The 24,948-nt window shown below is 43.5% G+C and carries 27 protein-coding genes and 1 tRNA gene; 9 read left to right on the top strand and 19 right to left on the bottom strand.

The window, feature by feature from the left end; genetic code table 11:
• Positions 1–13 precede the first annotated feature (13 nt).
• Together ABDV94_RS16145 and ABDV94_RS16140 are read left to right on the top strand one after the other, a co-directional pair.
• Positions 14–1,018: a tetratricopeptide repeat protein gene (locus ABDV94_RS16145; protein ID WP_343748246.1), complete on the top strand. Its 1,005-nt coding sequence runs from the start codon at positions 14–16 to the stop codon at positions 1,016–1,018.
• Positions 1,015–1,626: a hypothetical protein gene (locus ABDV94_RS16140; protein ID WP_343748245.1), complete on the top strand. Its 612-nt coding sequence runs from the start codon at positions 1,015–1,017 to the stop codon at positions 1,624–1,626. The genes ABDV94_RS16145 and ABDV94_RS16140 overlap by 4 nt, the downstream gene beginning before the upstream one ends.
• Here the strand turns inward: ABDV94_RS16140 and ABDV94_RS16135 are convergent.
• From ABDV94_RS16135 to ABDV94_RS16125, 3 genes are all read right to left on the bottom strand, one after another.
• Positions 1,623–2,960, bottom strand: a complete 1,338-nt coding sequence (locus tag ABDV94_RS16135) for a saccharopine dehydrogenase family protein (protein ID WP_343748244.1) — start codon at positions 2,958–2,960, stop codon at positions 1,623–1,625. The two genes, ABDV94_RS16140 and ABDV94_RS16135, sit on opposite strands and share 4 nt — an antisense overlap.
• A gap of 150 nt (positions 2,961–3,110) precedes the next feature.
• Positions 3,111–3,437 carry a hypothetical protein gene (locus ABDV94_RS16130; RefSeq protein WP_343748243.1) on the bottom strand — a complete coding sequence of 109 codons (327 nt, stop codon included), beginning with the start codon at positions 3,435–3,437 and terminating at the stop codon, positions 3,111–3,113.
• A gap of 57 nt (positions 3,438–3,494) precedes the next feature.
• Positions 3,495–4,562 (bottom strand): META domain-containing protein, encoded by a 1,068-nt coding sequence (locus ABDV94_RS16125; protein WP_343748242.1) that lies wholly within the window; start codon positions 4,560–4,562, stop codon positions 3,495–3,497.
• Between the two features lie 148 nt (positions 4,563–4,710).
• On the opposite strand from ABDV94_RS16125, the gene ABDV94_RS16120 reads away from it, so the two are divergent.
• Positions 4,711–5,055, top strand: a complete 345-nt coding sequence (locus tag ABDV94_RS16120) for a hypothetical protein (protein ID WP_343748241.1) — start codon at positions 4,711–4,713, stop codon at positions 5,053–5,055.
• A 38-nt stretch (positions 5,056–5,093) separates the two neighbouring features.
• Here the strand turns inward: ABDV94_RS16120 and ABDV94_RS16115 are convergent, their stop codons facing one another.
• The 6 genes from ABDV94_RS16115 to ABDV94_RS16090 all read right to left on the bottom strand — a co-directional run bounded on the left by ABDV94_RS16115 (position 5,094) and on the right by ABDV94_RS16090 (position 10,889).
• Positions 5,094–5,663 (bottom strand): hypothetical protein, encoded by a 570-nt coding sequence (locus ABDV94_RS16115; RefSeq protein ID WP_343748240.1) that lies wholly within the window; start codon positions 5,661–5,663, stop codon positions 5,094–5,096.
• Positions 5,664–5,840: 177 nt separating this feature from the next.
• Positions 5,841–6,785, bottom strand: a complete 945-nt coding sequence (locus ABDV94_RS16110) for a gliding motility-associated C-terminal domain-containing protein (RefSeq protein WP_343748239.1) — start codon at positions 6,783–6,785, stop codon at positions 5,841–5,843.
• Positions 6,786–6,989: 204 nt separating this feature from the next.
• Complete coding sequence (locus ABDV94_RS16105) at positions 6,990–8,840, bottom strand: ATP-binding protein (protein WP_343748238.1); 1,851 nt, start codon at positions 8,838–8,840, stop codon at positions 6,990–6,992.
• Between the two features lie 271 nt (positions 8,841–9,111).
• Complete coding sequence (locus ABDV94_RS16100; RefSeq protein ID WP_343748237.1) at positions 9,112–9,465, bottom strand: four helix bundle protein; 354 nt, start codon at positions 9,463–9,465, stop codon at positions 9,112–9,114.
• Between the two features lie 185 nt (positions 9,466–9,650).
• A tRNA-Leu gene (locus ABDV94_RS16095) sits at positions 9,651–9,732 on the bottom strand.
• Positions 9,733–9,872: 140 nt separating this feature from the next.
• Positions 9,873–10,889, bottom strand: a complete 1,017-nt coding sequence (locus tag ABDV94_RS16090; protein ID WP_343748236.1) for an ADP-ribosylglycohydrolase family protein — start codon at positions 10,887–10,889, stop codon at positions 9,873–9,875.
• 100 nt (positions 10,890–10,989) lie between these two features.
• On the opposite strand from ABDV94_RS16090, the gene ABDV94_RS16085 reads away from it, so the two are divergent.
• The 5 genes from ABDV94_RS16085 (at position 10,990) to ABDV94_RS16065 (ending at position 15,447) form a co-directional block, all read left to right on the top strand.
• On the top strand, positions 10,990–12,129 hold the full coding sequence (locus ABDV94_RS16085; RefSeq protein WP_343748235.1) for a phosphatidylserine decarboxylase: 1,140 nt from the start codon (positions 10,990–10,992) through the stop codon (positions 12,127–12,129).
• Positions 12,130–12,150: 21 nt separating this feature from the next.
• Positions 12,151–13,404, top strand: coding sequence for a phosphatidylserine decarboxylase family protein (locus ABDV94_RS16080; RefSeq protein WP_343748234.1), 1,254 nt, complete (start codon positions 12,151–12,153; stop codon positions 13,402–13,404).
• 104 nt (positions 13,405–13,508) lie between these two features.
• Entirely contained in the window at positions 13,509–13,952 is a 444-nt protein-coding gene (locus ABDV94_RS16075; RefSeq protein WP_343748233.1) for a hypothetical protein, read from the top strand.
• 165 nt (positions 13,953–14,117) lie between these two features.
• Entirely contained in the window at positions 14,118–14,639 is a 522-nt protein-coding gene (locus tag ABDV94_RS16070; RefSeq protein WP_343748232.1) for a 3'-5' exoribonuclease, read from the top strand.
• Between the two features lie 34 nt (positions 14,640–14,673).
• Complete coding sequence (locus ABDV94_RS16065; protein WP_343748231.1) at positions 14,674–15,447, top strand: ATP-grasp domain-containing protein; 774 nt, start codon at positions 14,674–14,676, stop codon at positions 15,445–15,447.
• On the opposite strand, the gene ABDV94_RS16060 is transcribed toward ABDV94_RS16065, so the two are convergent.
• The 6 genes from ABDV94_RS16060 to ABDV94_RS16035 all read right to left on the bottom strand — a co-directional run bounded on the left by ABDV94_RS16060 (position 15,444) and on the right by ABDV94_RS16035 (position 21,451).
• Positions 15,444–15,971, bottom strand: coding sequence for an ORF6N domain-containing protein (locus tag ABDV94_RS16060; RefSeq protein ID WP_343748230.1), 528 nt, complete (start codon positions 15,969–15,971; stop codon positions 15,444–15,446). The genes ABDV94_RS16065 and ABDV94_RS16060 overlap by 4 nt on opposite strands.
• A 111-nt stretch (positions 15,972–16,082) precedes the next feature.
• Positions 16,083–16,853, bottom strand: coding sequence for a hypothetical protein (locus ABDV94_RS16055; RefSeq protein WP_343748229.1), 771 nt, complete (start codon positions 16,851–16,853; stop codon positions 16,083–16,085).
• Positions 16,854–16,945: 92 nt separating this feature from the next.
• Positions 16,946–18,193, bottom strand: a complete 1,248-nt coding sequence (locus tag ABDV94_RS16050; protein WP_343748228.1) for a divalent metal cation transporter — start codon at positions 18,191–18,193, stop codon at positions 16,946–16,948.
• Between the two features lie 88 nt (positions 18,194–18,281).
• Positions 18,282–19,688, bottom strand: coding sequence for a tRNA uridine-5-carboxymethylaminomethyl(34) synthesis GTPase MnmE (gene mnmE, locus ABDV94_RS16045; protein ID WP_343748227.1), 1,407 nt, complete (start codon positions 19,686–19,688; stop codon positions 18,282–18,284).
• Between the two features lie 78 nt (positions 19,689–19,766).
• A complete protein-coding gene (locus ABDV94_RS16040; RefSeq protein ID WP_343748226.1) occupies positions 19,767–20,564 on the bottom strand; it encodes an ABC transporter permease subunit in 798 nt (265 codons plus the stop codon).
• Entirely contained in the window at positions 20,561–21,451 is an 891-nt protein-coding gene (locus ABDV94_RS16035; protein WP_343748225.1) for an ATP-binding cassette domain-containing protein, read from the bottom strand. Before ABDV94_RS16035 ends, ABDV94_RS16040 begins: the two co-directional genes overlap by 4 nt.
• Positions 21,452–21,652: 201 nt before the next feature.
• On the opposite strand from ABDV94_RS16035, the gene ABDV94_RS16030 reads away from it, so the two are divergent.
• Positions 21,653–21,946 (top strand): hypothetical protein, encoded by a 294-nt coding sequence (locus ABDV94_RS16030; RefSeq protein ID WP_343748224.1) that lies wholly within the window; start codon positions 21,653–21,655, stop codon positions 21,944–21,946.
• Positions 21,947–21,963: 17 nt separating this feature from the next.
• On the opposite strand, the gene ABDV94_RS16025 is transcribed toward ABDV94_RS16030, so the two are convergent.
• The 4 genes from ABDV94_RS16025 to pheS are packed head-to-tail and all read right to left on the bottom strand — an operon-like array spanning position 21,964 to position 24,875.
• Entirely contained in the window at positions 21,964–22,407 is a 444-nt protein-coding gene (locus tag ABDV94_RS16025; RefSeq protein WP_343748223.1) for a nucleoside deaminase, read from the bottom strand.
• 2 nt (positions 22,408–22,409) lie between these two features.
• Complete coding sequence (locus tag ABDV94_RS16020; RefSeq protein WP_343748222.1) at positions 22,410–23,486, bottom strand: glutaminyl-peptide cyclotransferase; 1,077 nt, start codon at positions 23,484–23,486, stop codon at positions 22,410–22,412.
• 2 nt (positions 23,487–23,488) lie between these two features.
• Positions 23,489–23,848, bottom strand: a complete 360-nt coding sequence (ytxJ, locus tag ABDV94_RS16015) for a bacillithiol system redox-active protein YtxJ (RefSeq protein WP_343748221.1) — start codon at positions 23,846–23,848, stop codon at positions 23,489–23,491.
• 1 nt (position 23,849) lies between these two features.
• Entirely contained in the window at positions 23,850–24,875 is a 1,026-nt protein-coding gene (gene pheS, locus ABDV94_RS16010; RefSeq protein ID WP_343748220.1) for a phenylalanine--tRNA ligase subunit alpha, read from the bottom strand.
• Positions 24,876–24,948 lie beyond the last annotated feature (73 nt).

Genomic DNA, 24,948 nt, shown 5'->3' with positions numbered 1-24,948 from the left:
GAACCAATTTTATATGCGCATTCTTTTATTTTCAACCGGATTTCTGTTCATTCTTGTAACAACTGCCTGCGGGGGAAATTCCAACAAGCAGAAACAAAAGGAGCTTTCCGTTGATGAGCTTTATAAAAAATACCCGGACAGCGTTCCCATCCTAATCAAACACGGAAACCTGATGCTGGAACGATACGATTATGAAAAAGCATTGCAGGACGGAGCGAAAGCTTACCGCATGCAGGAATCCAATATCGAAGCGCGCTTTTTGTATGCCAATGCACTCAACAACCGTGCAAACAGAAGCACAAGCGACGTGATGGCTGCACAGGGCCATTTCAAATTTGTTGTTAAAAAACAACCCAAAAACACCCAGGCCCTCGTTGCGCTCGCAACAACCTATGCCCAACAGGGAGATAATGAAAAGGCATTTTACTACATCAATGAAGCACTTCGTATCAATAAAAAATACCGCGACGCTTACATTTTGAAAGGAAGTATTTACCTCAGCCTTGGAAATAATAAACTCGCAAAGTCTTCATATCAGACAGCTATCGAACAGGACCCGGAATTCTTTGCGGCTTATATCAAACTCGGATTGATTTACCAGGAAGAAAATGATCCGCTGTGCATCCAGTATTTCATCACAGCTACACAGCTTCGTCCGAATAACATTGAGGCGTATTACAACCTGGCATACGCCTACCAGCAGTTCGATAAAATTGATGAGGCGCAGCAGACTTACCGCCAAATGCTTCAAAAAGACCCGACCTTCACACCGCCGCTTTTCCAGTTGGGCTGGATCAAGCAGTTCAAACAGAATGATCCGGACAGTGCAACCTATTTCTACAACGAAACCTTGCAGAAAGAACCGCGCTATGTGGAGGCATGGCACAACCTGGGTCTGATTTACGAAACCAAGGGAGAAAAGTACCAGGCAATCCAGTATTACCGGAAAGCCTTGAAATACAACCCGGATTTCGCTATCTCGGAAGAAGCAATCAAGCGACTGGCTAAAACAAAATGACCCCGAAAAGAGCCATTCTTCTCCAAACACTGATTGAAGCGCTGATCCCCGTTTTAGGTTACTTCTACTGGAAATGGGACGCGAGCTTCATCCTGCTGTTTTATTTGATTGATTGGATCCTGTTTTGGGTGCTTTCCATTTTCAAAGCCCGCAAGCGGATCACCTTTAGCGGAAATGAAGCAGAGAAACAATTGGCCCTGCGCCACCTCACAATAGCATTTTTATGCATTTTAAGCACTTCTCTGGCTGTTTTCTACACCTTGCCTCACCTGCATCCGGATTTCTCGTGGACGGAGCGGATTTACGCCTTTTTGACGTATAGCGATATGGGAGTTCAACAAGGGGTCGTATTGATTCCGTTAATGGCCTTCAGTGGTTACGTGACGTATAAACAGCAATTCCTGCTGCCGCAACTCTTCCGGAAATACCCGGTCAACTGGTTCACACGGGAACCCGTGAAACAGGGAATCATCCTCTCCATCGTATTCGGGATGGTGCTGGCTGTTTCGGTTTTTGTCCGTTTCCCCGACGAAGTCTTGCTCTTCGGAACCGTTCTGGGAGTCATCGCTTACCGCCTGGTAAACAGAAACGCTGCTTTTTCGAATTAAACGACTTTTTCCAGTTCGTGGAACACCACACCGAGTGTTTCCAATTCTTCCAGGATCGGGTTGTAAATCTCCGGTTTGGTTGGAAGCAGTACGCCTCTTTCCGAGATTCTTCCTTCCAGGATCAGTTTCGCACAGATTCCCACCGGATAACCGACTGTTTTTGACATGGCGGTGTGCACCGGATCGTCCCCGAGATTTACCATGGATGATTCGATGAAATGCGGTTTTCCATCCAGCAGGTAGGTAAACTGGTGCACCATCACCAGCATGTCTTTATCTTCTGGTTCCAGCACCCATTTATCGACCAGGATTTTCTCCAGGATTTGAGCAGCTGTTGCATTCTTTAACCCGATCTTTTCAGACGAGTCGAACAAGCCCAGCCATTCGAATTTGTGCATATCGGTTACCCCAAGCTGTTCGCAGGCATTTGCCCATTTCTCTTCGACGCTCAAGCTCTCTTCGAAAGGCAGAAAAGCGTTTACGAATGTTCTCGGTGTGAGATTTTCAGAATCTTGTAAAGCAAAGCCGTCATCCGTTAATCCAAGTTGCACGAATACATTCCAGGCCTGGCAGAAACCCATTCTACGCAAAGTACCACGGTACATCGTTGGGATGTCTTCCAATCCGTAGATTGCTCTGTAGGACAAGGAATCACGGTTTGCGTACCCTTCAAAATCCCCGTAGCCGTCCACGGAAATCATATCCAGGCGGTTAAATACCTGTGTATATGGAATGTATTTGTATTGATGCCGGTCGATGTAGCGTGCTGTTCCGCCCTGCGCGGCCAAAACCACGTTACGCGGGTTCCAGGTGAACTTGTAGTTCCACGGATTGGTATCACTTTCCGGGGCCATCAAGCCGCCACAGTAGGATTTAAATCCGGAGATTGTTCCGCCCTGCGCTTTGATCGAGTCAATGATGCGCATCGCACTCATGTGGTCAATTCCCGGATCTACCCCGATCTCGTTCATGAAGATCAGTCCGGCATCACGCACCTGCGCACTCAGTTCTTTCATTTCCGGGGAAACGTAGGATGGCGTAATCAGGTTTTTCTTCAATTCCAGGCAGTCTTTGGCAACTTCCGGGTGAAAACGTGCAGGGAGCATGGAAATGACCAAATCAGCCTGTTTCAACTCTTCCCAACGTTCGTTACGATCCAGGGCATTGAATGAAAGTGCTTCACCACGGGGATGTCCCGCCAGTTTAGATTTTACCAAGTCCAATGACTGATCCACCACACGCAGCTGCCAGTTGTGTTCTTCCGCATGATGAAGCAGATACTTGATCAAAGTTGAAGCTGAAAGGCCGGCCCCCAAAAGCAAAATTCGTTTCATACCCATTAAAATCTGTTACGAAATTAACTCAAATCACCGAATTCAGGTATCGAATTAACCTTATTTAAATTGGATTCCTGAAAGAAAATGTGGAAAACAAAAAAGCCTCTTAAAAAAAGAGGCCTGATGTTCAATATTTCAAAAAATGAATTATTTCAATTCAGAAAGTTTGAATGATTTTCCATGCATGGAGCTGGTTACTTTGAACCACGTATTCCCGCAGTTGCTTCCATCCAAATGCTTAATTTCCGTACCCTCACTGTAGCTGAATCCTTTGGATGCACCTGCACTGATGTAGTTATGTCCTCCATTCACGCAGTACTTGTACTCTGATGATGTATCATTAATCACTTTGAACTCGATATTTCCAAGAACTTTCTCCGAGGAATTCGCTGTCATTGAAGCAAATGACTGAATTCCCAGTGCTCCAACAAATGCCAATGTTGCAAACGCAGAAATTTTGATTAGTTTTTTCATAGTAAAAATTTTTTGGTGTATAAATATATGAAAACTGAAATTAAAACTCCAATTATTTTATTTGGTTGCATCAACTGCGAACATCAATACCAGTTTTCCTTTAGTATCGTACACATTGAGTACCTGTTCGGCAAAGTCTACCGTTAATCCTTTGCTGTTCAAAATCTCCATGAAACGGCGCTCGGTTGTTGCCACAACTTCATCTGCACACAACATTTTGGTCGACATGATATTGGAGAATTCTACCGTGTTGCGCGTCGTTGCCATCGTTCCGGAAATGCGGTTGCATCCGTTGCTTCCCGTAAAAGAATTGGTTGCCATATCCATTTTGATTCCTGCTTTTGTACCATGCACTGCAGTACCATCCATCTGGATCAGTTTCATTTCCTGCTGGTTGAAGTAGTTCCACGGTGTTTTCTCTGGTCTTCCTCCTGAATTAGCTGCAGGATCTTCTGGTTGTGGTTTCCCTTCAGCGCGTTCAAAAACCAGGATTTCTTTTCTCTTTGCCGTCCAGATCATTTTACCGTCTTTGAGCGCAATCTTGAAGGTCTTGTCGGAAATGGTTGCTAAAAATTCACGTTCGATCGCCATTTGGTCATCCTGGCAAGCCATCAAAGTACCTCCACCCGGTTTTACACTGATCTTCGTCTGTTTTTTATTCAGTTTCACAGCACTGAAAAAGTTGTTGCACCCGCTTCTTCCGTAAATGCGCAGGAACGTACTGTCGAAAGAAAGCGACAGGGGAACATTGCTCATGTCTTTCCCGTTCATGCGGGTCACCCGGTAAAGAGCACCTTCGTCACTGCTGATTTTCGGAGTCACGGAAATGATCTTACCCAGCTTGTAGGTATATTTCGACAAGTCTTGCGGAACCGGTTCCGGTCGCGGTGTTTCGATCACATCGATCACATATCTGTTTCCTGCTACATACTCAAATCCCTGGATGTTCTCGTAGAACAATTCCCATGTTTTGGAACCGTTTTTCTGAACCTGGTAACACGTCTGCGGCATCATGCGACGACACGGAACACATTCTTCTTTCACTACCATGCGGATGGTTTTCTGGGCAAAACCAGGTGCAACCAATCCGAACATGCTCAAAGCAGCCATTAAAAACCCTTTCATCTCGTTTTTTTTCCGAAAGATAAATCAAAATCCAAGCCAAACTCCATTTTCACCGGAAAAGTATCTTCCGAACACGCTTCAGCAGAATAATCCGGAAATGACATTTGAAATGTGCGCCTTTTTTCCTACATTGCACCAAATCAAACCCATGAGACGTTTCTTTCCTATTGCATTTGGCGCTGTTCTCGCGATTATCAGCTTTTCTTTCGGCTGGAACTCCGACCCGGAAATCCGCTATGGTAAATTTGGCGGCGACGGCAAAACAGCTCCTCAAATCGAATTGAAATCAGACCACACATTTCATTACCTGGATCAGACCAAAAGCAGCAACCCGATCGACCTTTCCGGAACCTGGGAAATCAAAGACCAGGAAGTGCATTTGCTGAACGTCACTCAAAAGCAGGTCATGAAAGAACTCGAGATCATCCGCGAAGGAACATGCCTGAAAGCCAGAAAGCAGTTTGCGTTTTATACGCTTTGCCACGAAGAGTAAAACAACCCGAGATTCATTTACTGCTGTTTTGACAGATATTAGTCTGTTCCTGCACCACAAGAGCGTGCTTTGTAATTCCCCATTGTTGCAAAAGTATACGTTGATGGAGCACTTAATGACGGGTAATTGGTAATTCCTGCAGTAGCTACATCATACGTCAATGCCGTTCCGACATTCGGTCCAACTCCTGATGCATCATTGGCAAAAATCAGGATTTTCGCACCATTATCAAGCAAGCCTACCGCATAATACGAACTGTAGTTTGAGCAGGTGTATTGTCCAAGTCCCGTATACGTTTCAACAGTTCCCGAAACGGAAGTTCGTTTATAGAATGTGTAGGTAAGACTTGGGAAATTTAACTGATTGTTATTATCGATTTGAATCATATTGAGTCTCCCCACATAAGACAAGGTAGTGCCACACGGTGTTGTAGCAGCACCGCACAGATAACTGACGGATGCTTCAATACTAACAGGCCGTGTTATTTTCTCTGACTGTCCGGATGTTTTCTTCTTACCTGATAGGGTTTGGCTGATATTTACCTTTTCACAAGCGGTAAATGATAAAAGGATGGTGGTCAAAGCAAGACCGGTGATCATTGTTTTCATATTCGTGAATGTAATTAAGATTAGTCCCTGACAATCTATTAGTTATACCGGAGCGGTTCAATCTGAAATGAGTCATTGGGGTATTAGGACAAGTGGTTGGAGTTTTAGAGTGAGTAGAAGTCTGTTTTGAAGTATAAAGTGTGCAATTCGATTCAAAACCAGAACCAACTTTTTAATTTATCGGAACAAATGAATGATTCCAGATTTTGATCCGGATTCGCTTTCAAAAGTATAATAGTAAACTCCGTCCGGACATTCCGAGCCATCGGCAGTTTTACCATCCCATGAAAAAGGCAGGTCCGAATAGAAAACCGGATTTCCCCATCGATTCACGATCCTTACCGACCCTTTTGTAGTGCCGGTATCGTAGGTAAACACATCGTTTTTTTGGTCGCCGTTTGGTGAGAATATATTGGGAAATTCAGCGATGGTTTCAGACGATGTCAAATCTTCCGGACCGGAAGTAAGGCCGTATACCCCGAAAATTGCCTCACAAACCGGAAGAACGAATCCGTTGTTGAGATTAATCGAATACAAGACTCCTAAATCTGTTACATAGAGTTCCTGGGGATTCTGTGGCGATTTTACCAGGCCGTAGGAAGAATCAGGAATGCTCGTGAACACTGAAACGGAGAACGGATTTGTCTGCACTTTTAACAAATAATTCCCTCCGTTTCCATGCGCTGTTACATAAAGAATTCCATTTACATATTCTACATCACCGGAGGTATAGTATGGATATAATGAGCCGATTACTTCCACTGTGCCGGTAGCAATGGTATATCTGGATAATTGCGAACCTGCTATATAAAGATGACCGTTTTGATCACCTTCAAGACCATTTATATCAAGTGACATTGATTTGATCCATTTCACAGAGCCATCTTCAGGATTAACGGTACAAATACTGGAACCGAGTGCAATGTAAAGCTGGCCTTGTTCATAGGCAATATCGGTAATGATTGTACCTGGGGCCGGATTCAGGTCTACTGCGCTTATGATGACTTCAAGGGAACATCCTTCTTCAGAAATTTTTACCACATTTTGATCGTCTGTAATGCCATAAATTGCCTGCGCATGTGTGACAGCGGACAGCACAAAAATGATTAAAGATAAAATCAAGGTGGGTAGTTTCATTACAACGATTCCTTTCTTTCAGGAACGAGTAGTAAATTGAAATGGTTGGTACGTTAATTCTCGCTCTGAAAAGAATCGTAAAAGAGTAAATCTGAAAAATGAAAGAAGAATGCAAAAAAATAAGGAGAACTTTCGCTCTCCTTATTTTTTGGTGCGCACTTTAGTACACAAGTCGAACCAACTAATAGCTTATCCTTTTAATGATTTAGAATCGCGCGAATTTTGACGTCGCATTAATCTATCCTCTTTTAACATAAGTTTCTTTCCATCAATTAAAATTGTAGAAGTAGAATTAAGAGCATTATTTGCAGATAATTTTTTGTCAAATTCCACAAAACAAAAACCTTTAGATTGACCATTTCTTATACCGCCTAACCATCTTGGTATTGCAACGTCCACAATTTCACCAAACTTACTCAAAGCTTCATAAATTGTCTCTTCCTTTATTATATATGGAATGTTTCCAACATATATTCTTGCGTAATCAGATCGGTCTTCCTCTTCCAGCAGGTCAATAGATTGATTTGATGGTAATTGAATTTGGTATCGTGGAACAGATTTTCTTGACCCACCATGTTTCCGTATGAGTTTAGTGGTTTCATTTGAAGACATCGTAGCAGCTAGAACTCCCATTTTTCTTAGAGATTCGACCAATTCTCGATAATCCTTTTCATCTACGATACCTACATTTTCAAATATCTCTTTTGCTGAAATTAATCGTCCATTAAGTCCTAAACGAATCACTGTTTTCTGTTCTCTGCTTAGTTGCATATTTTCGAATTCTTCAAGCCACAGTTTTTCTTCTGCAGTATAAACATGTTTATAAAATAAACACATAGAAAAAGTCTTATTTTCAGATTTGATTACGGGCTCCACCATATCGTTACTTTTCATAAGATCGTGTATACGCCTAATACCTTCACCTAATTCTCTTATGAATCCCATTTCTCTTAGTACTCGAGCAATATATGTATTTCTTGATTGGTGAACTCCTGATAACGATTTAAGATCATCGATGGAAATTGACGATAATAATTCTCCAGGGTTTTCTATTACAAGTCTATCATTAAAAATTTTCACTTCAATCCCTCTACCCTCATTACTGTAATCTCTATGTGTAATAGCATTAACAAGAGCTTCTCTACAAGCTAATTCCGGGTACATGATTTGATTCTTGAATTTAGCGTCTTCTGAAAACCTAGTATCAGTTAAGTGTGGTCTTAGTAAATCCCAACTACTTTCAATCAATTGAAATATATTTCCATTAGCTTCACCCACTTCAGCGACATTAAAATCTTCACCTGTCTTTTCTTCGGTTCCATTTATTTTTAAAATCCTTACTTGAAGTCTAGGATGCCACTTGTTTGACTTCTTTGCAAACAATAACAATCCAGCTTTTCGTAGCTTCAATGATGTTCCATCAAACTCCGCTAGATCTAGATATTGCAAAAATTTCTCAGGTGAAATAAGTTTATAGATTTGGTTGATCACTTGCTCGATTAGGTCATGATCTAAATCTGTAATCTTTGCAATATCAACAAATTCTCTATCATATTCTCTAGAAGCTTTTTCTTCACGCTCAAATCTTATTTTTTCCGAAGCTGTTGGTACAGACTCTCTATCTTTCCTTTGAAAACATTCACCTTTGGAAGTTAGGTGAACAAAATCAACACCCTTATTAACTGAAAAATAGAGTACCGTTTGACCATTATACTTAATTATTGTAGCATTTTTCAATACAATAGGGGTATCTTTCAATATGCAATCTTTAGGTGATTTTAGGATTTCTTCAATTTGATTTGATTTATGTGGAAGACCTGTTACTTCGTGATTATCTTCAATTCCAACAAATAATTCTCCTCCATCCGCATTAGCAAATGCTACTAACGTTTTCGCTATGTCATATTTAATTTCTGCAAGGTCTCTAGGAACCTTGTTGTCTGGGGGACCTTGGAACCCGCTTTTAAATTCACGATAGTAACTCTCACCTATTTCAATTGCAATTTCTACCCTTTCGGTTAGTCTTAGTAAGTTTTCCATTTTATAGATTCAAAGATGAATAATGGTTTAAAGTGTAACTTTAATTTAATCAACACTTAAATAGTGTTTTTTTTTAAATTAAGAGCAAATATATTGTTTTAAACAATTCTACTTTTAATCGTTCTAAAATAATATTTGGAAGACAATTTTATTTAATCCTAATAAGAAATAACTTTCGTTATCTCCTTAATAGAGTCCGCAGGACAGGACTTACCGACGAAGTTTCACGACTCTAAAGCTGTTCAACTTGTCGCATAAACTTCTCATAGAATTAATTATTTGATAAATTCTGAATCATCTTAAACAGCATTCTGAAAAGCTCTTCTGCTTTTGCATAGAATTGTTGAAATTCTTCTTCAGTCAGAATCGTTTCCTCTTTCAAAAAGTCAAAAACAGCTGCACACTCAAACGCGGAACCCCTTGAAATAACAAAGAAATTCCGACGATCAGGTTCACTAAATATACTTGAACCTTCTGCAATGTTTAACATGATGCTTAAGGATGCTCTTCGCAATTGGTTCTTAGAAACAGAATCAATCGTTTTCGAATTTCTGAGAAAAGAGTAAATCTCTTTATTGAATTGTTTGGCTTTCTGATAAACATCCAATTTTTCGAAATCGAACATGAATAGTAGTATTATGATTATACTATTCAAGATAAGAAATTAGTACGAGAAAACAAGGTCTATAAGAGTATTCCGCTCTCAATTCTCACTCCCGCTCTGAAAAGAATCGGGAAAGAGTGAGAGCGAGAGAGGAGTGAAAAAAGAATCGGGATCATTACTTACGTAACAATCCCGATTCTTTTTTGTGCCCAAGACTGGACTCGAACCAGCACACCTTGCGGCGCCGCCACCTGAAGACGGTGCGTCTACCAATTTCGCCACTTGGGCAACATTTGCGGGTACAAAGAAAATAGTTTTTTGCGAAAAACCATAATTATTTTAATACTCACTTCACAAAAGAATGCTAAACCACTCATTTTGCGAGATAATCTGAACAGAATTTCTTTTCGGGAAGAGCAATACAGATCTTATTTCAACGGATTCACATTCGCCACATACACCTCAAACTGTTCCGCAACCTCAGCCAGATAGGCCCTTCCTTCCACGTTTTCGATCATGTAAGACGGAATATCGCCGATTCCATGTTTCCCGGAAAGGAGTCCGGTGCAAATGGACGCCAAAGAATCTACATCCCCACCAATGTTGACGGAGTATTTCAGCGCTTCGAAGGGAGTTTGCGCGTGTTTCAAAACGTACAATACACAGACTGCTGTCTGCATCGCGTTGGAAGGCAATCCGCAGATTCCAGGCAAAAACTGGTCTTCCCGGATGGGTTGCGGTCCGCATAGAATCTCGTAATCGGTTTCTGCCAGGGAGTCCGGTGCAGGAAGTTTGTCGGCGGCTTTCAGCAAGGCAATCGTCTCCGGTTCATCGATGAATGTAATGCAATACGATATGATGGATTCCGGTTGAATTCCTCTCAGTAAAAATCCCTCGGTGGCACGTGCCACTAGGATGCTCGCAGTTGCTGCCAGCGGGTGCGGATGGGTACAATCGGCGTTGATCGCCGCCATTTCATTGATTTGATCTGAAGGAGCAAAACCCAGTGGAATTGCGCGCATGGGTGGTGCATTCCCGGGATATCGTTTGTCTTTCTGAAACGATTTGATCTCTTCAATGGTCTTTTCACCGCTGAAATACCAACGCATCGCCCCGTGACCGTTTCGCTTGTATCCTCTTTTGGAAAAAGTCAGGTTGTATTCTTCCGTGAAGCTATCAATCAACAAGGATTCGGTGAATGGTTTTCCCGACATCATTGCTTTGGCTACTGCAACAGTCATTTCCGCATCATCGGTGTAATCCCACGGGTTGTAATCGAGCGTGAACAACTCCGGCTTGTCCGTTTTGATCTCTGCACGTTTATTGACAAAACGGGTAAAGTCAACCTCCTGGCGAATCCAATTCCGATCCTGGAATTCCAACCCGGCTCCGTATGCATCGCCGATGGCCAGCCCCAGGAACAAATCCTTAAAATGTATATGCATCATTCAAAAATAAAGAAAATCAGGTATTTCTACCCTTTTCATTTTGTCCTGATTCCCCGATCATTGTGAAATATCATTATTCACTTTAAAACACCACACTATGGCAAACAAGGAAAAATTCCATCCTGTTGTAGAGGAACTCATTGTCCTGATCAAAAAGAACAAATGGGAAAAAGATTTTGAAACTGCGATCAAAAAGGCAAGCAGTATGAACGTTCCACTTCTCAGCGAAGTGACGAATCTCGACAAGTATCTTCATTGGATCAACCGGTTCCTGTACTGGATTCCGAGTGAAAACGTGCAAGGGAAGAACATCTACGATCACCTTTGTGCATTCTATTTCATCGTGGACCAGGAACCACTTTTGAAGCTGCAAAACAAAATCATCCCGCACGATGTTGCACCACCCCTCACCACCCTGTCGGCCTGGCTGGTAAAATATGCCAACGCCATGGGCGAATTCCTCGACACACCGGAATCACTGACTCCGGAATCGGAAAAATCATTCTATGATTCTCCCAACTTTAACATGAACGAATACATTCGTCCTCACGGCGGATGGAAGTCTTTCAACCAAATCTTCGCCCGCAATTTCAAGCCGGGTTACAGACCGGTTGCCGCGATTTCGGATCAAACGGTCATTGTTTCGCCGGCAGATTCCACGTTTGACGGTCAATGGGAAATCCGCGAAGATTCGCACGTAACGGTGAAAAACCTCCACTGGAAAGTCAGCGAGTTATTGGAAGGAAGTCCGTACAAGGATCGTTTCACCAACGGGTTGTTTATGCACGCATTCCTGAGTCCGGCAGATTATCACCGCCAGCATGCCCCGGTTGGAGGAAAAGTACTGGAAGCACGCGTCATCCCGGGTCAGGTCTACCTCGAAGTGGAAGCGGTTCCGGACGGAAATGGCCAAAACAAGATTTGCCCGAGAAGAACATTCGATGCACCGGATAATGCCGGTTACCAGTTTGCGCAAGCTCGCGGATTGATCGTACTCGACACGCCGATAGGACTCGTTGCAGTAGTTCCGATCGGAATGTGCCAGGTTTCATCCGTTATTATGACTGCAGAAGAAGGCGTTACGGTACGAAAAGGAGAAGAATTGTCTTATTTCCAATTCGGGGGATCTGACATCATCCTGCTGTTCGAATCGGCATCCAATGTCAGTTTTACCGCCCAGGTCGGTGTTCACTACAAAATGGGAACCCGCATTGCACAAGCCTTTCCGGTTATTTAATGAACGTAACAACTATCCATTATGAAAATTAAAAAAGACTGGTACACGACCAAATATGGCGTGATCGCAGGATATCTGCCACAAGACAAAGCCAGCATCAAAGACTGGCACAAGCAATTGGCCGTTGACATTCAGAACGAAAAAAACAAAGCGGCACACTATCAGCCTTCCGTTCAGGCTTTAGCTGATCTGATCGCAACCAATGGGATTGTCCGCATGTATGTGACACAGATGATCCAGGAAGTTCCGGCTGCAAACAGGCAGATCAAAAACGTGGAACAACTGCTGGATTCCCTGAATTACATCATCCAGCGGGCTCCGGAATACAACCCGGTTCCGGCAAAGCGCAATACCTTCCCGATGTCGACACTCTTTGTGTACATGATGTTTACTCCGTCCGGGGAAGCAGCTTTCCGCCTAAGTGAATTCAACACTGCGATCCGGAAAATACTGCAGGCGTGGTGCGATTACCTCGACTCTCCGGCTTCGCAAAATGTATTGAACACGGGAGTAAACGGCTGGTTATCGCCTTCGGCTTATGCGCTGAACCAACTGAATGAATTCGTCATCCCGGATAAAAATGCACCGCATTGGGGGTTTGCATCGTACAATGCTTACTTCCACCGTCAAATTAACCTGCAATATCGTCCGCTTGCCGACCCGGAAAACCCGAAAGTCATTGTATCTGCAAACGACGGAACGGTATACAAACTGAGCCGGAAGGTAAAACTTTCTGATACGTTCTGGATCAAAAGCCAGCCTTATTCGTTGGTCAACATGCTCGATCAAAGTCCGCATACGGCAGATTTTGTGGGAGGAGACGTCCTGCAATCCTTTTTGAGCGGGGCAAACTACCACCGCTGGCGGGCTCCCATTTCCGGAAAAGTCATCGAAGCACGGATCATTCCTGGCTTGATGTTCAGCGAGCTGCACTCAGAAGGATTTGACTCAAACGCCGGGATTCTTTCCCAGGGATATGAATCTGCGGTCAACACCCGGGGATTGGTGATTATCGAAAGTGACGACAAAGCCATCGGGAAAGTTTGTGTCATCCCGATCGGGATTACTGAAATTTCGTCTATTACCATCGGCGTAAAACCCGGACAGATTGTCAAAAAAGGAGAAGAGTTGGGTTATTTCAGTTACGGAGGATCAACTCTCTGCCTGGTATTCCAGCCGAAAGCCATTAAGCAGTTCAATGTGTACGGGCCGACCAAATCCAACCCGGATGGAGAACCGATCAATGTCAATGCACAAATTGCAGTAGCAAATTGATTTTCAAGACGAAAAGCAGTTTTAAATCAGGTATTTATACCCTTTTTATTTCAACGGGATTTCCCGACCATTGTATCATCATTATTCACTAAATAAACCCTTTTATGATTACAGAAAACTTGGCTGTCGTTCAGTCAGATGAAGAATTAGCAAAACTGGCCGATGGAAAAATTTTACTCCAGGCCAAATACAGTTTCCAGAATCCATATTCCATCAACGGTCCATTCGGGACACTGAATGTAACGTTAATGGAAGAATCTAACGGACAAAGTGCCGTTGGGATCGTAACCATTCAAACATTGTTTGGTATGGGCTCTGAGACAATCCTGCAATACAGCGGAAATGCAGAATTTAACGGAAGTACGGGATATACATCTGTAAAAACGACCGGAAAAGGAACCATGCACGCGTGGCCAAATCCTCCAAAACCGATTACAACAGGTATCCAATTTGCATTAAGTCCCGGATTTAAATCCGGAACATTGTCAGTAGACGGTTTCTTCCAGGGATTTGAACTGACTGCCATTTCCATCCAGATTACCGGATAATTTCCCGCTCATTTGTGAGCACTGGTGCGCAAACCCAAAGAGCGAATGACGAAAGTGATTCGCTTTTTGTTTTTCATACACGCTTCAAAAGCAGACAGTTTGCTCAATCGTACTTATATTTGCAGCAATTACTACATTAAACAGAACAAAAACACCAAATCACATATGAGTTATATTGTTGTTGATATTGAATCCGACGGGCCGATTCCCGGGGATTATTCGATGATCTGCTTCGGAGCAGTGATTGTCGACGAGCACCTGGATAAAACCTTTTACGGAAAAATCAAACCGATTTCGGAAAACTATGTTCCCGAAGCATTGGCTGTATCGGGATTCAGCCGGGAAGAAACGCTTGCTTTCGACGAACCGGAAAAAGTGATGCTTGACTTTGAAGAATGGATTAAGACCAACTCCAAAGGCCGGCCGATTTTCATCAGTGATAACAACGGTTTCGACTGGATGTTCATCTGCTGGTATTTTCACCACTTCATCCAGCGGAATCCGTTCGGGTTTTCGTCCAGGAGACTGGCAGACCTCTATTGCGGATTGGAAAAAGACACCTTTGCGCAATGGAAACACCTGCGTCAAACCAAGCATACGCATCACCCCGTGGATGATGCCAAAGGAAATGCCGAAGTACTCTTGCACATGAAACGTGAAATGGGACTGAAAATCAGCTTTAAATAGCACTGAAACTGATTTTCCCATTTTCCAAACGCATATGCATTTTCTCATTCAATCCAATATCCGCAATCCGGAAGATCATCAGCGCACTGTTGAGGCACTAAATGAACTGGGTTTTTCCTATGAAGTTTTTGAACTGGCTCCGGGTATGGAACAGATTGAAACACATTCCGGGCGAACGGATGTTTTTCCTTATGGTTCGGTCAAACTGGCAAAGCTCGCCAAACAAAATACCGACTGGTTCCCAGGATCTTTTTACGGCGGGAATCATTTATACGAAGTATATTCCGATCGCTACAAGGGGTATCTTTTGAATGAGACAGCTCAGGTTTTCCGGGTCGGAGAGAACATTTCATGGAAAGAAAAGGAACAAAAGTTCATCAAGCCTTACCGGGAAGCCAAGTTGTTTACCGGTCAGGTTTTTTCCGAAAGCGAATGGACTGATTTTGTATACGAATCGCTCCGGGGATCGGAAGCATCGTACGTTCAGGTGTCGGTACCTGCTTTTATTTACAAGGAAGCACGTATTTGGGTTGTAGGCGGCAAGATTGCGGCGGGCGTTTACTATAAGTTTCACAAACAAACTCCTTTTGAGTCATTCGTTGCTCCTGAAGGAATGGCGTTTGCTGCGGAAATGATTGCCGTTTTCAACGTAGCGGAAGCGTTTGTCCTGGATATCTGCCTGACAGAAAACGGGTGGAAAATCGTGGAGGTTAATTGCATCAACAGCGCCGGATTCTATCCGAACCTGGATATCAAACGAGTACTCCGAAGCCTGCATGACCACTTTTCGAAAAATACTCCTTCTTAATCAGGTTGTTTAAATCCGATCTGAACCCGATCCAGTTGTTCGATCAGTGCCAGTTTTTCCTTCCTGATCAGGTAATCGATTACATCGTATACATCCTCAAACTGCTTGTCGTATTTGCTTTCAATGGCCTTTAATTTCTCCGTAAGCTCCAGGTAATCCACCGTCAATTCCCGCAGCGCAATAAATGCTTCCACGATGGCAATATTCATTTCAATGGCCTTGTCGCTCCGCAATACACTCGCCAGCATAGTTACTCCATGTTCTGTAAAAGCAAAAGGTGTTACATGGGTGTTTCTTTTGATCTGCCCCGATACCGATGCGATCACAAATTGTGATCGCATATCATTCCATTCTTTCAAGCTCAGCCGGAACATAAAACGCGGAGGGAATCGTTTGCTATTGCGTTTAACTGCCTGGTTGAGTACACGGGTTTCTACTTCATATAATGCTGCCAGGTCAAAATCCAGAATGATCTTTTGGCCTCTCAGTTCGTAAATACGGTGTTGGATTGTCTGTAATTCCATTGCTTCAGTTTGTGGTTTTTGCACTCATTCCTCATCCAAAAAAATGATGGGAAGAGACGTGTTTACCTGAATATAAGAAATAAAATGATTCGTTTTACCTTTCCCGGCTTGTTATTCTATGCTTCTATTCAGATTGATTTTATGATATTGCCTGTGAGAGAGATACATGAAAAGACACATGATTGCCATGGATACCAAAGATGCATTGAGTGTTCCTAAGTCCAAACCTCCTGATTTAACGGGTTTTGTAAGAAAATCTCCAAAAGTAGCACCAAATGGCCGGGTAAAAATAAAGGCGATCCAGAATAATACGATGTGATTGATTCTGGTGAAATAATGAAGCATCACCACGATAACGATAATTGCTCCGGTGATCGTAGCACCTTCCAGGTAAGACAACCCGAAGTACTCTCCCAAAAAATCGCCAAATGCTGTTCCAAGGCTATTGGAAAACAGAATTGCAGACCAATAATACACTTCTTTTGTCCTTTGGTTGATTGGATATACTTCCAGGTTCCGGTATTTTTTGAACCAAAGAAATAAGGTAAGCACCAACAAAGTAACTAACAACAAACTTCCCAAAGAATAGCCCAAATGCAACGAACGGTCTATAAAATCTGAAATTTCTGTTCCCAAAGTAGTTGTGGCAATAATAACCAGCCAATACAGAACAGGAACGTATTTACGGGTACTGATTTGCAATAACACACATACCACGAACAACCCCAGCGTAATACCTAAAGCCGTAAGATAACCGAGATCCAATGTCATGGAAAGAAAGTCGCCCAACGTTTCACCCAGAGTCGTAGCAACAATTTTCATCAGCCAAAACAATAACGTGATTTCAGCTACCTTATTCAGTTGTTTTGTATTTGAAGACATCTCATTAACTATTTGTTAAACAAATGATTACGAATCAGACATCTGTAAAATAAGGGATCAATTCTGAAGAAATTCTGAATTGCAGGAATCAACTATGACCAAAACTGCAAATACACCAATAACACAGCTGCAACAATCATAAAAATCAGCGTAGTGATTCCCAATGTATTGGCAAGCCAGCCATTTTTATACTTACCCATTACTTTCTTATTATTTGCCAGGTGAAGTATTATGGCTAATGAGACAGGAGCAGTAAGGCCATAAAGCATTGCCGAATAAAGCAATGCTTTGACGGGTTTTATTCCCAAATATTCAAGGGATAAACCAAGAATCAACGAGATCGATAGAATGATATAAAATGGTTTGGCCTCGTAAAACTTTTTATCCAGGCCTTCCCTGAAATTGAAAACTTCACTAAACATATAGGATATGCTTCCACTTAAGACCGGTATCGCCAAAAGTCCTGTTCCCAGTACACCTATTGCAAAAAGAAGGTATGCTTTCTCACCCGCAAGAGGCTCCAATGCCTTCGCTGCCTGATCAACAGTATCTATCTGCCTGATTCCGGCTTTAAAAAGTACTGCCCCGGCGGTAAGAATAATAAAAAACATCACAATATTTGAAAAAAACATCCCTGAAAAGACATCCTGCCGCATGTCTTTAAGCATCCGGTTGGAGAGCTTTTTATTTTTTTTTGCTGCCATGTCTTCCAGCGAAATATTTGCCTGCCAAAAAAACAAATACGGCGAAATGGTGGTTCCTAGTATAGCAACCAAAACACCAACAAAACCAGCATCAAACTCAAAATCAGGAGTAAATGTTGCTTTTAAAACCTCGAACCAATCTTCCCTGGTAATGAACGGCACTATGATGTATACGAAAAGTGTTATGCACAGCCATTTCAAGATCAGGGCAATTTTCGCATAGGGCAAAAGTACCAGTGAAAGAATGAGTATAATGGTAAATACCACACTAAAATAAATTGCTTCTATATCGGGAAACAACATATTGGAAACTGCACCGATAGCAGATATATCCGCCCCTATGTTCATGACTATTGCCGGAAAACAAAACAGGAAAAGCAAGTACAAAACCCACCGGGGATAATGTTCGTAGATGTTTGCCACAATCCCCTTTTTTGTTACCAAACCAATTCTGGCACAGGTTTCCTGCACGGCAGCCATTAAGGGGAATGTAATCAAAGCCGTCCATAAGGTTTTATAACCGAAAGCTGCACCTGCCTGAGAATAGGTTGCAATTCCTGAAGGATCATCATCACTCGCACCAGTGATCACTCCTGGCCCCAGTTTTTTCAGAAATGATTGTTTCTCCTTCTTCATCCGATCGTTTTGATTCAAGATAAGGTAAAAATCCCAACTATTTAATATTCCCTATTATTCCCGGAATTTTGCATGAACAAATGTATCATTATTTCCCAATGCAAAACTTGCTGAAGATATTCGCCAATAAATCATCTTCGGAGATTTGCCCCGTGATGCTTCCGAGCCAAAACATGGCCTGGCGGATGTCCATCGCCACAAAATCGCCGGTAATCTGGGTTTCCAATCCCCACTTGGCTTTCTCCAGCGAATCTTCCGTTTTCTGCAAGGCATCCAGGTGGCGCGCATTCGTGACGATCGTATCAGATTGCGTATTGAATGATCCCAGGATTTGTGCCGAAAGCCACTTTTTCAGTTCTTCGATCCCGTTGCCGTTTTTGGCACTGATCGGCAGGAAAGGTGTTTGAAAATTCCACGAGCTGTTGAGCTGATCCGGGCGCAGATCATATTTGTTACCGAGCACCAAAAAGTGTTTTCCCGGATAGATTCCGGCCTGTTCATCTGCCCAGCGGCCCGTTTCCTCCGAATCCATTGAAAGGTGTCCTTCCTGCGAAGCCTGCTCCGCACTGAAATCACTCAACATCAATACAATTTTTGCCTGCTTGATTTTATCCAGTGAACGTTGGATTCCCATAGCTTCAATTTCTTCGGCTGCTTCGTCGCGGATTCCGGCCGTATCGATCAAACGGAACAAAATGCCGTCGATATTCAGGGTTTCTTCAATCACATCGCGGGTTGTTCCGGCAATGTTGCTCACAATCGCACGGTCTTCGCCGAGCAGTTGGTTCAAAAGTGTACTTTTCCCGGTATTCGGCGCTCCGACCAAAGCTACCGGAACTCCGTTTTTCAGGACATTCCCCAATTCAAACGATTGAATCAGTCTGCGCACGTATGCAAGTACTTCTGTTACCAGCGCAAGCAATTCCGTTCTGTCTGCAAACTCTACGTCTTCTTCCGCGAAATCCAGCTCCAGTTCTACCAGCGATGCAAAGTGAATGAGTTTCTCACGTAATTCCGCCAATTCATTGGAGAAGGAACCGCGCATTTGGTTCATGGCCACTTCGTGCGAACGTGCCGATTCGGAAGCGATCAAATCCGCCACAGCTTCTGCCTGGCTTAAATCCATTCTGCCGTTCAGGAAAGCGCGCATGGTAAATTCTCCCGGTTGTGCCAGTTCGCATCCGTGTGCCAAAAGCAGGTTGATGATTTCCTGCTGAATAAATACCGAACCGTGGCAGGCAATCTCCACCGTGTTTTCTCCGGTAAAACTGCGTCCTTCGTGGAAAATGGTCGCTACAACCTCATCCAATACCGAACCATCGGCCTTTTTCAGGCGCACAAAATGCGCACTGTGTGAAGGTGCATCCGCATACGATTTACCGGAAATCTGTTCCAGGATTGAAACAGCATCTGTTCCCGACATGCGGATTAATGCAATTGCTCCCATTCCCGGGGCAGTTGACAAAGCACAAATGGTTTTTGGAGAAACATGCATGGTGCAAAGTTACAAAGAAAAAAGCCGATCCCGAATGATCGGACCGGCTCTCGTATAAAAGCGGATCGCTAAAAAAGATTACAAATCCTTTCGATTCAACCGAACCAGGGAAATGAGATACAGAATCATCATGTAGAACAGGGAAAGTAAAGCTACCTGCCACAAATCCAGGATGTAAAACTCTCTGTGATGGTCAGCATCCGGGTTGGTCACAAAAATCTCTTTGAAAAACGGCAAGGGCGTCAGTTTCGAAATGTTGTTCATCGGCAGGAATGCGTAGACGGAAACAGGCAGGAACAAACCCATAATCGATTCCAGGAAAATGACTCCGTAGAAGAGTACGATTGTGAGCGCCGGGCGTATAATCAGCACCGACAGGAAGAAGGCAAGCGCAAAATAGCACAAGGTTTGTACGAAAAACAAGCCCACAAAATGGACGTTCGTATACAAATCCAATCCTTTTCCCTGCGAAAGACCAAACAGAATCCCGACCAGGTAGACATATGCGGTAGCTATCACTGACAAGCAAACCACTACCATGAATTTGGAAAAGATCACTTGTCTTTTAGTCAAACCGTCAATAACATGCTGGCGCAGGGTTCGGTTGGAAAATTCATTGGTTGTGAGAATGATTACCACCACTGCCAGCAGCAAATTAAAATAACTGGCCGAGTAGGTAATGAATCCCCACACATTGGGAAAGGAATACATGGTTTCAGAAGTCGGGAACAACTTGAGTTTGGTATTCAAATCTTCAAAAAACGCGTTCATCCCAAGCATCCACAAAGGGATCAAAGCCATATAAACCAATAGGATCACTTTCACCGAGGTGAGCTTCTTAATCTTAATCCACTCTATTTGAATGAGTTTTTTCATGCTTCAATATGATTGATAAATGACTGTTCAAGGGATTGTTTTTTCACAAAGATTTCGTCACAGTAAATGTGCAACTGTGCCAATTTCTTATTGATCTCCAAACTGCTCAAGTCGCTGGTAAACTCCATCCAGGAATCCTGTTCGCTGATGATGCGCGAGATGGAAGAACCCAGTGCTTCTTTCACTTTTTGCAGTTCACTGCTGTGAATCAGGATGTGTTCTTTATCCTGGGTAATTTCGGCTAGTTTGCCTTCCCGGATAATCGTTCCTTTGCGCATGATGATGACATCGGTACAGATTTTTTCCATCTCATCCAGGATATGCGAAGCGATCACGATGGTTTTTCCTTCTTCTTTCAGGTTGAGAATCAGGCGGCGAATATCCACAATTCCCATCGGATCCAACCCGTTGGTCGGTTCATCCAAAACCAAAACTTCGGGATCAGACAACAAAGCCGAGGCAATTGCCAAACGCTGTTTCATTCCCAACGAATAGCTTCTGAATTTGGAGTTGGCGCGTTCCGCCAGACCCACACGCTGCAAAACACTTTCAATAGCGGCTTTCGGGTTCGGCAGGTTTTTGATTTTGGCAACGATTCGCAGGTTGTCAATGGCATTCAGATACGGATAAAAGTTCGGCGTTTCCAGAAGTGCACCGATCCGGATGCGGTTAGACGCCTCCTGTCCGTTTCCGAACCAGGAAAAAGTTCCTTTATTCGCTTTGAGAATCCCCAGGAGAATGGCCAGGGTTGTTGTTTTTCCGCTTCCGTTCGGGCCCAAAATACCGAAGATTTGTCCTTGCCGAACCTGGAAGGAAATTCCTCCGAGCGCATGCACGTCTTTGTATTTTTTGTCTAAACCGGAAACGTCGAGAATGATGTCAGACATAGCGATTGTTTTTTTGTAAATCTACACGAAAACAGGGATTTGCAAAATTCAATTTGGTACGGGAGGTCAAATAGGGATTGCTAAAGTCCCAAATTGGTTATGAACGCACTTTTCAATTGAAAATGAAAAATTCAAAATTGAGAAGGGAAAAGCATTGTTAGACGGATTTCGCTAATTTTGAGACAATACAACACCAAAGCAATGAGCTGGTTAAAAGAAGCACTTGAATCATTACAAAAGGATGGCACAGCACAGATTCGACCGGTGGGCGGCTCTATGCGCGGACGCATCGAAAGCGGACAACTCGTCACGCTGCAAACGGCAAACTATGAGGAAGTCAAAGTGAACGATGTCGTATTCATCCATTGGAAAGGCAATTACCTGCTTCACCTCGTTCTCGACAAAAGGGAACATGAATTGCTGATCGGGAATAATGTGGGAAAAATAAACGGCTGGATTTCTTCGGAAGCAGTTATCGCAAAGGTTGTGGATTAATTACGAATGCGTAACTATTACCGTTTTGCTTTGAAAAAGTCGATCATCAATTGTGCGCACTCATTTTCCATCGGGCCTTTGGTAACCAGGGTCTTCGGGTGGTACAATTCATTCTGAAAACGACCTGCTCCACGCTTTTCATCCCGGCTTGCAAACACAATTTTGTCCAGCTGCGACCAGTACAATGCTCCTGCGCACATCACACAAGGTTCCAGCGTCACATACAACGTACAATCTTTGAGGTATTTTGCCCCCAGGAATTCCGATGCCGCCGTGATTGCCTGCATCTCAGCGTGGGCGGTAACGTCGTGTAATCGTTCCGTTAAGTTATGTGCCCGCGCAATGATCTGGTTATTCACCACAACCACCGCTCCAACGGGAACTTCTCCCAGTTCATAGGCTTTTTGCGCTTCCAGGTAAGCCTGGCGCATGAAATACTCATCGTTGTAAGGAGAAATCATGACTATTTACCGATAGAAACTTCAAATGTTTTTGTCCAGTACTTCCCGGTCATGTACAGTTTCTTCGTCAGCTTGTTGTAAGCAATTCCGTTCAGTACATCTCCTCCGTTTTTCCCGCGCACAACCAATTCGTTTGCATCGATTTCCTGCAATACGCGTCCGGTAGTCGGTTCAATCACCAGTACGGTTCCGGTAGTATAGACATTGGCATAAATCTTCCCGTCGATGTATTCCAGTTCGTTCAGGTATGTTCTCGGTCCTTCTTTGTCGTATACTTCAATGGAACGGATTGCCTGGAAAGATTTCGGATCGCGGAAGGTAATGCGTTCGGATCCATCAGACATCATGATCACTTTTCCGTCGTTACACAATCCCCAGCCTTGTCCTACGTAGCTGTACTCGCCTTTCAGCACCATTGTTTTCTTGTCGTAGATAAAGCATTTTCCGTTCTGCCAGGTCAATTGGTAGAGCAAATCGCCCAAAATGGTGATTCCTTCTCCGAAATAGGTTGCATCCAGGCCGTTCTTTGGCTCGATAAACTGTCCGGTTTCCAATGAGATCGGCCCAACCAATGTTTTTCCCTGTTGTCCCGGGTCACCGGTTCCTTCATACAACTGGTTTCCGTCAAATTCAAATCCTTGCGTGTAGTTTTCCTTATTGTGCGGGTATTCCTTCAACACTTTTACGAAAACCAGTTCCGGATCAATGTCGGAAGCAACGCGCACCAGGATGCTGTTTTCCAGGGAAGTTCCATCTTGAAATGTCGAACGCAATACCATCGGAAATGCTCCCACACCGTAGTAATTTGTCTGCATGGCAACCGTCCGGGTTTGTGCTTTCGGGTTATTCCAGGTTTCGAAAACAGAATCATTGTAAAGTAGTTCCACTTTCACCAATCCTTCCGGAACAGTAAATTTCACCGGAACTTCCTGTCCGTATTCCACCATGATGTTACCGGGCGTTTCAAATTTGGCAATGGCCATTTCTTCCGACCCTCTTCCAGATTTGTTGATCAATGGAACAATGATGAATGCCGCCACAATCAGAACGAGCAGGATGATGATTCCGTATCTTTTCATAGTCAAATGAGTTTCATAATGTCAGAAGCATCTATTGCCGTATGTGTTGCGGAATAAATGACTTCTCCGTGATTAATCAATATAGCCTGGGGAGACTGGTGCTCCACGTGTGTTAGTTGTGCAATTTCGTCAGATAACGGACGGTAGCTGAGCAAATCCAGGAAAACACAGGTTGCTTTTTCCGGATCCATATTCGTTTCAAAACGATTCAACGCCATCGATGAAATGCTGCAGCGCGTACTGTGTTTGAACAGAACTACCGGCTTTTCCTGCGAAGGATCCAGCAATTGGTGCAATTGTTCGGAACTTGTGAGGTTTACCCACGGAAACGCGGCTTTTTGCTTGCTTGAAAACAGTCCCATCTTAGAAATTCACTCCTTTAAATTGTTTCAGGAAACGCACGTCATTTTCCGAGTACAAACGCAAATCGTTTACACGGAATTTCAGCTGTGCGATGCGCTCAATTCCCATTCCGAATGCAAATCCGGTGTATACTTCCGAATCAATCCCGGAAGCTTCCAGCACATTCGGGTCTACCATTCCACAACCTAAAATCTCCAGCCAGCCGGTATATTTACAGACGTTACATCCTTTCGAATTACAGATCGTACAGGAAACATCCACTTCCGCACTTGGTTCGGTGAACGGGAAGTAGGACGGACGCAAACGGATCTTCGCTTTGTCTCCGAAGAGCGATTTCGCAAAATAATCCAATGTCTGCTTCAAATCGGCAAACGAAACGTTTTTATCGATATACAATCCTTCCACCTGGTGGAAGAAACAGTGTGCTCTTGCCGAGATTGCCTCGTTGCGGTATACTCTTCCCGGGGAAATAGTACGGATCGGCGGAGTGGAAGATTCCATCACGCGTACCTGAACCGATGAGGTGTGGGTTCTCAACGCCATTTCGCGTTCGCCTTTTTCAATGAAGAAGGTGTCCTGCATATCTCTTGCCGGGTGCTCCGGCGGGAAATTCAATGCGGAAAAGTTGTGCCAGTCGTCTTCGATTTCCGGTCCTTCCGAAACCGAATACCCAATGCGCTCAAAAATCGAGATGATTTCACTTCGAACAATCGAAAGCGGGTGTCTTGCACCAAGCGGGATGGGCTCTGCCGGGCGTGTCACATCCACATCCGAATCTGCACCCTGTGCGTTTTCGAAACTTTCTTTGGAGGACTGCCATTTTTCTTCTGCAAGCAAGCGCAGGCCGTTCAGCAACTGCCCCACTTCTTTTTTCTCTTCGTTCGGAACGTTTTTCAACTCTCCGAAGAGGTTCTTCAACGCTCCTTTCGATCCTAAAAAGTGAATACGGAATGCTTCAACGGTATTCAGATCCGTCAATGCGTAATTTTCAATAGCTTCCTTAGCTGCAGCGATTTGCTCTTTCATCTGTATTTATACAACCTTTTGAGTTTCTAAACGTCTAACTGAAAAAATATTACCGAAAATGTAACTTTTTCCG

This window comes from Fluviicola sp., assembly GCF_039596355.1.
Taxonomy (GTDB): domain Bacteria; phylum Bacteroidota; class Bacteroidia; order Flavobacteriales_D; family Crocinitomicaceae; genus Fluviicola.
This window is presented reverse-complemented; position numbering and strand designations above follow the sequence as displayed.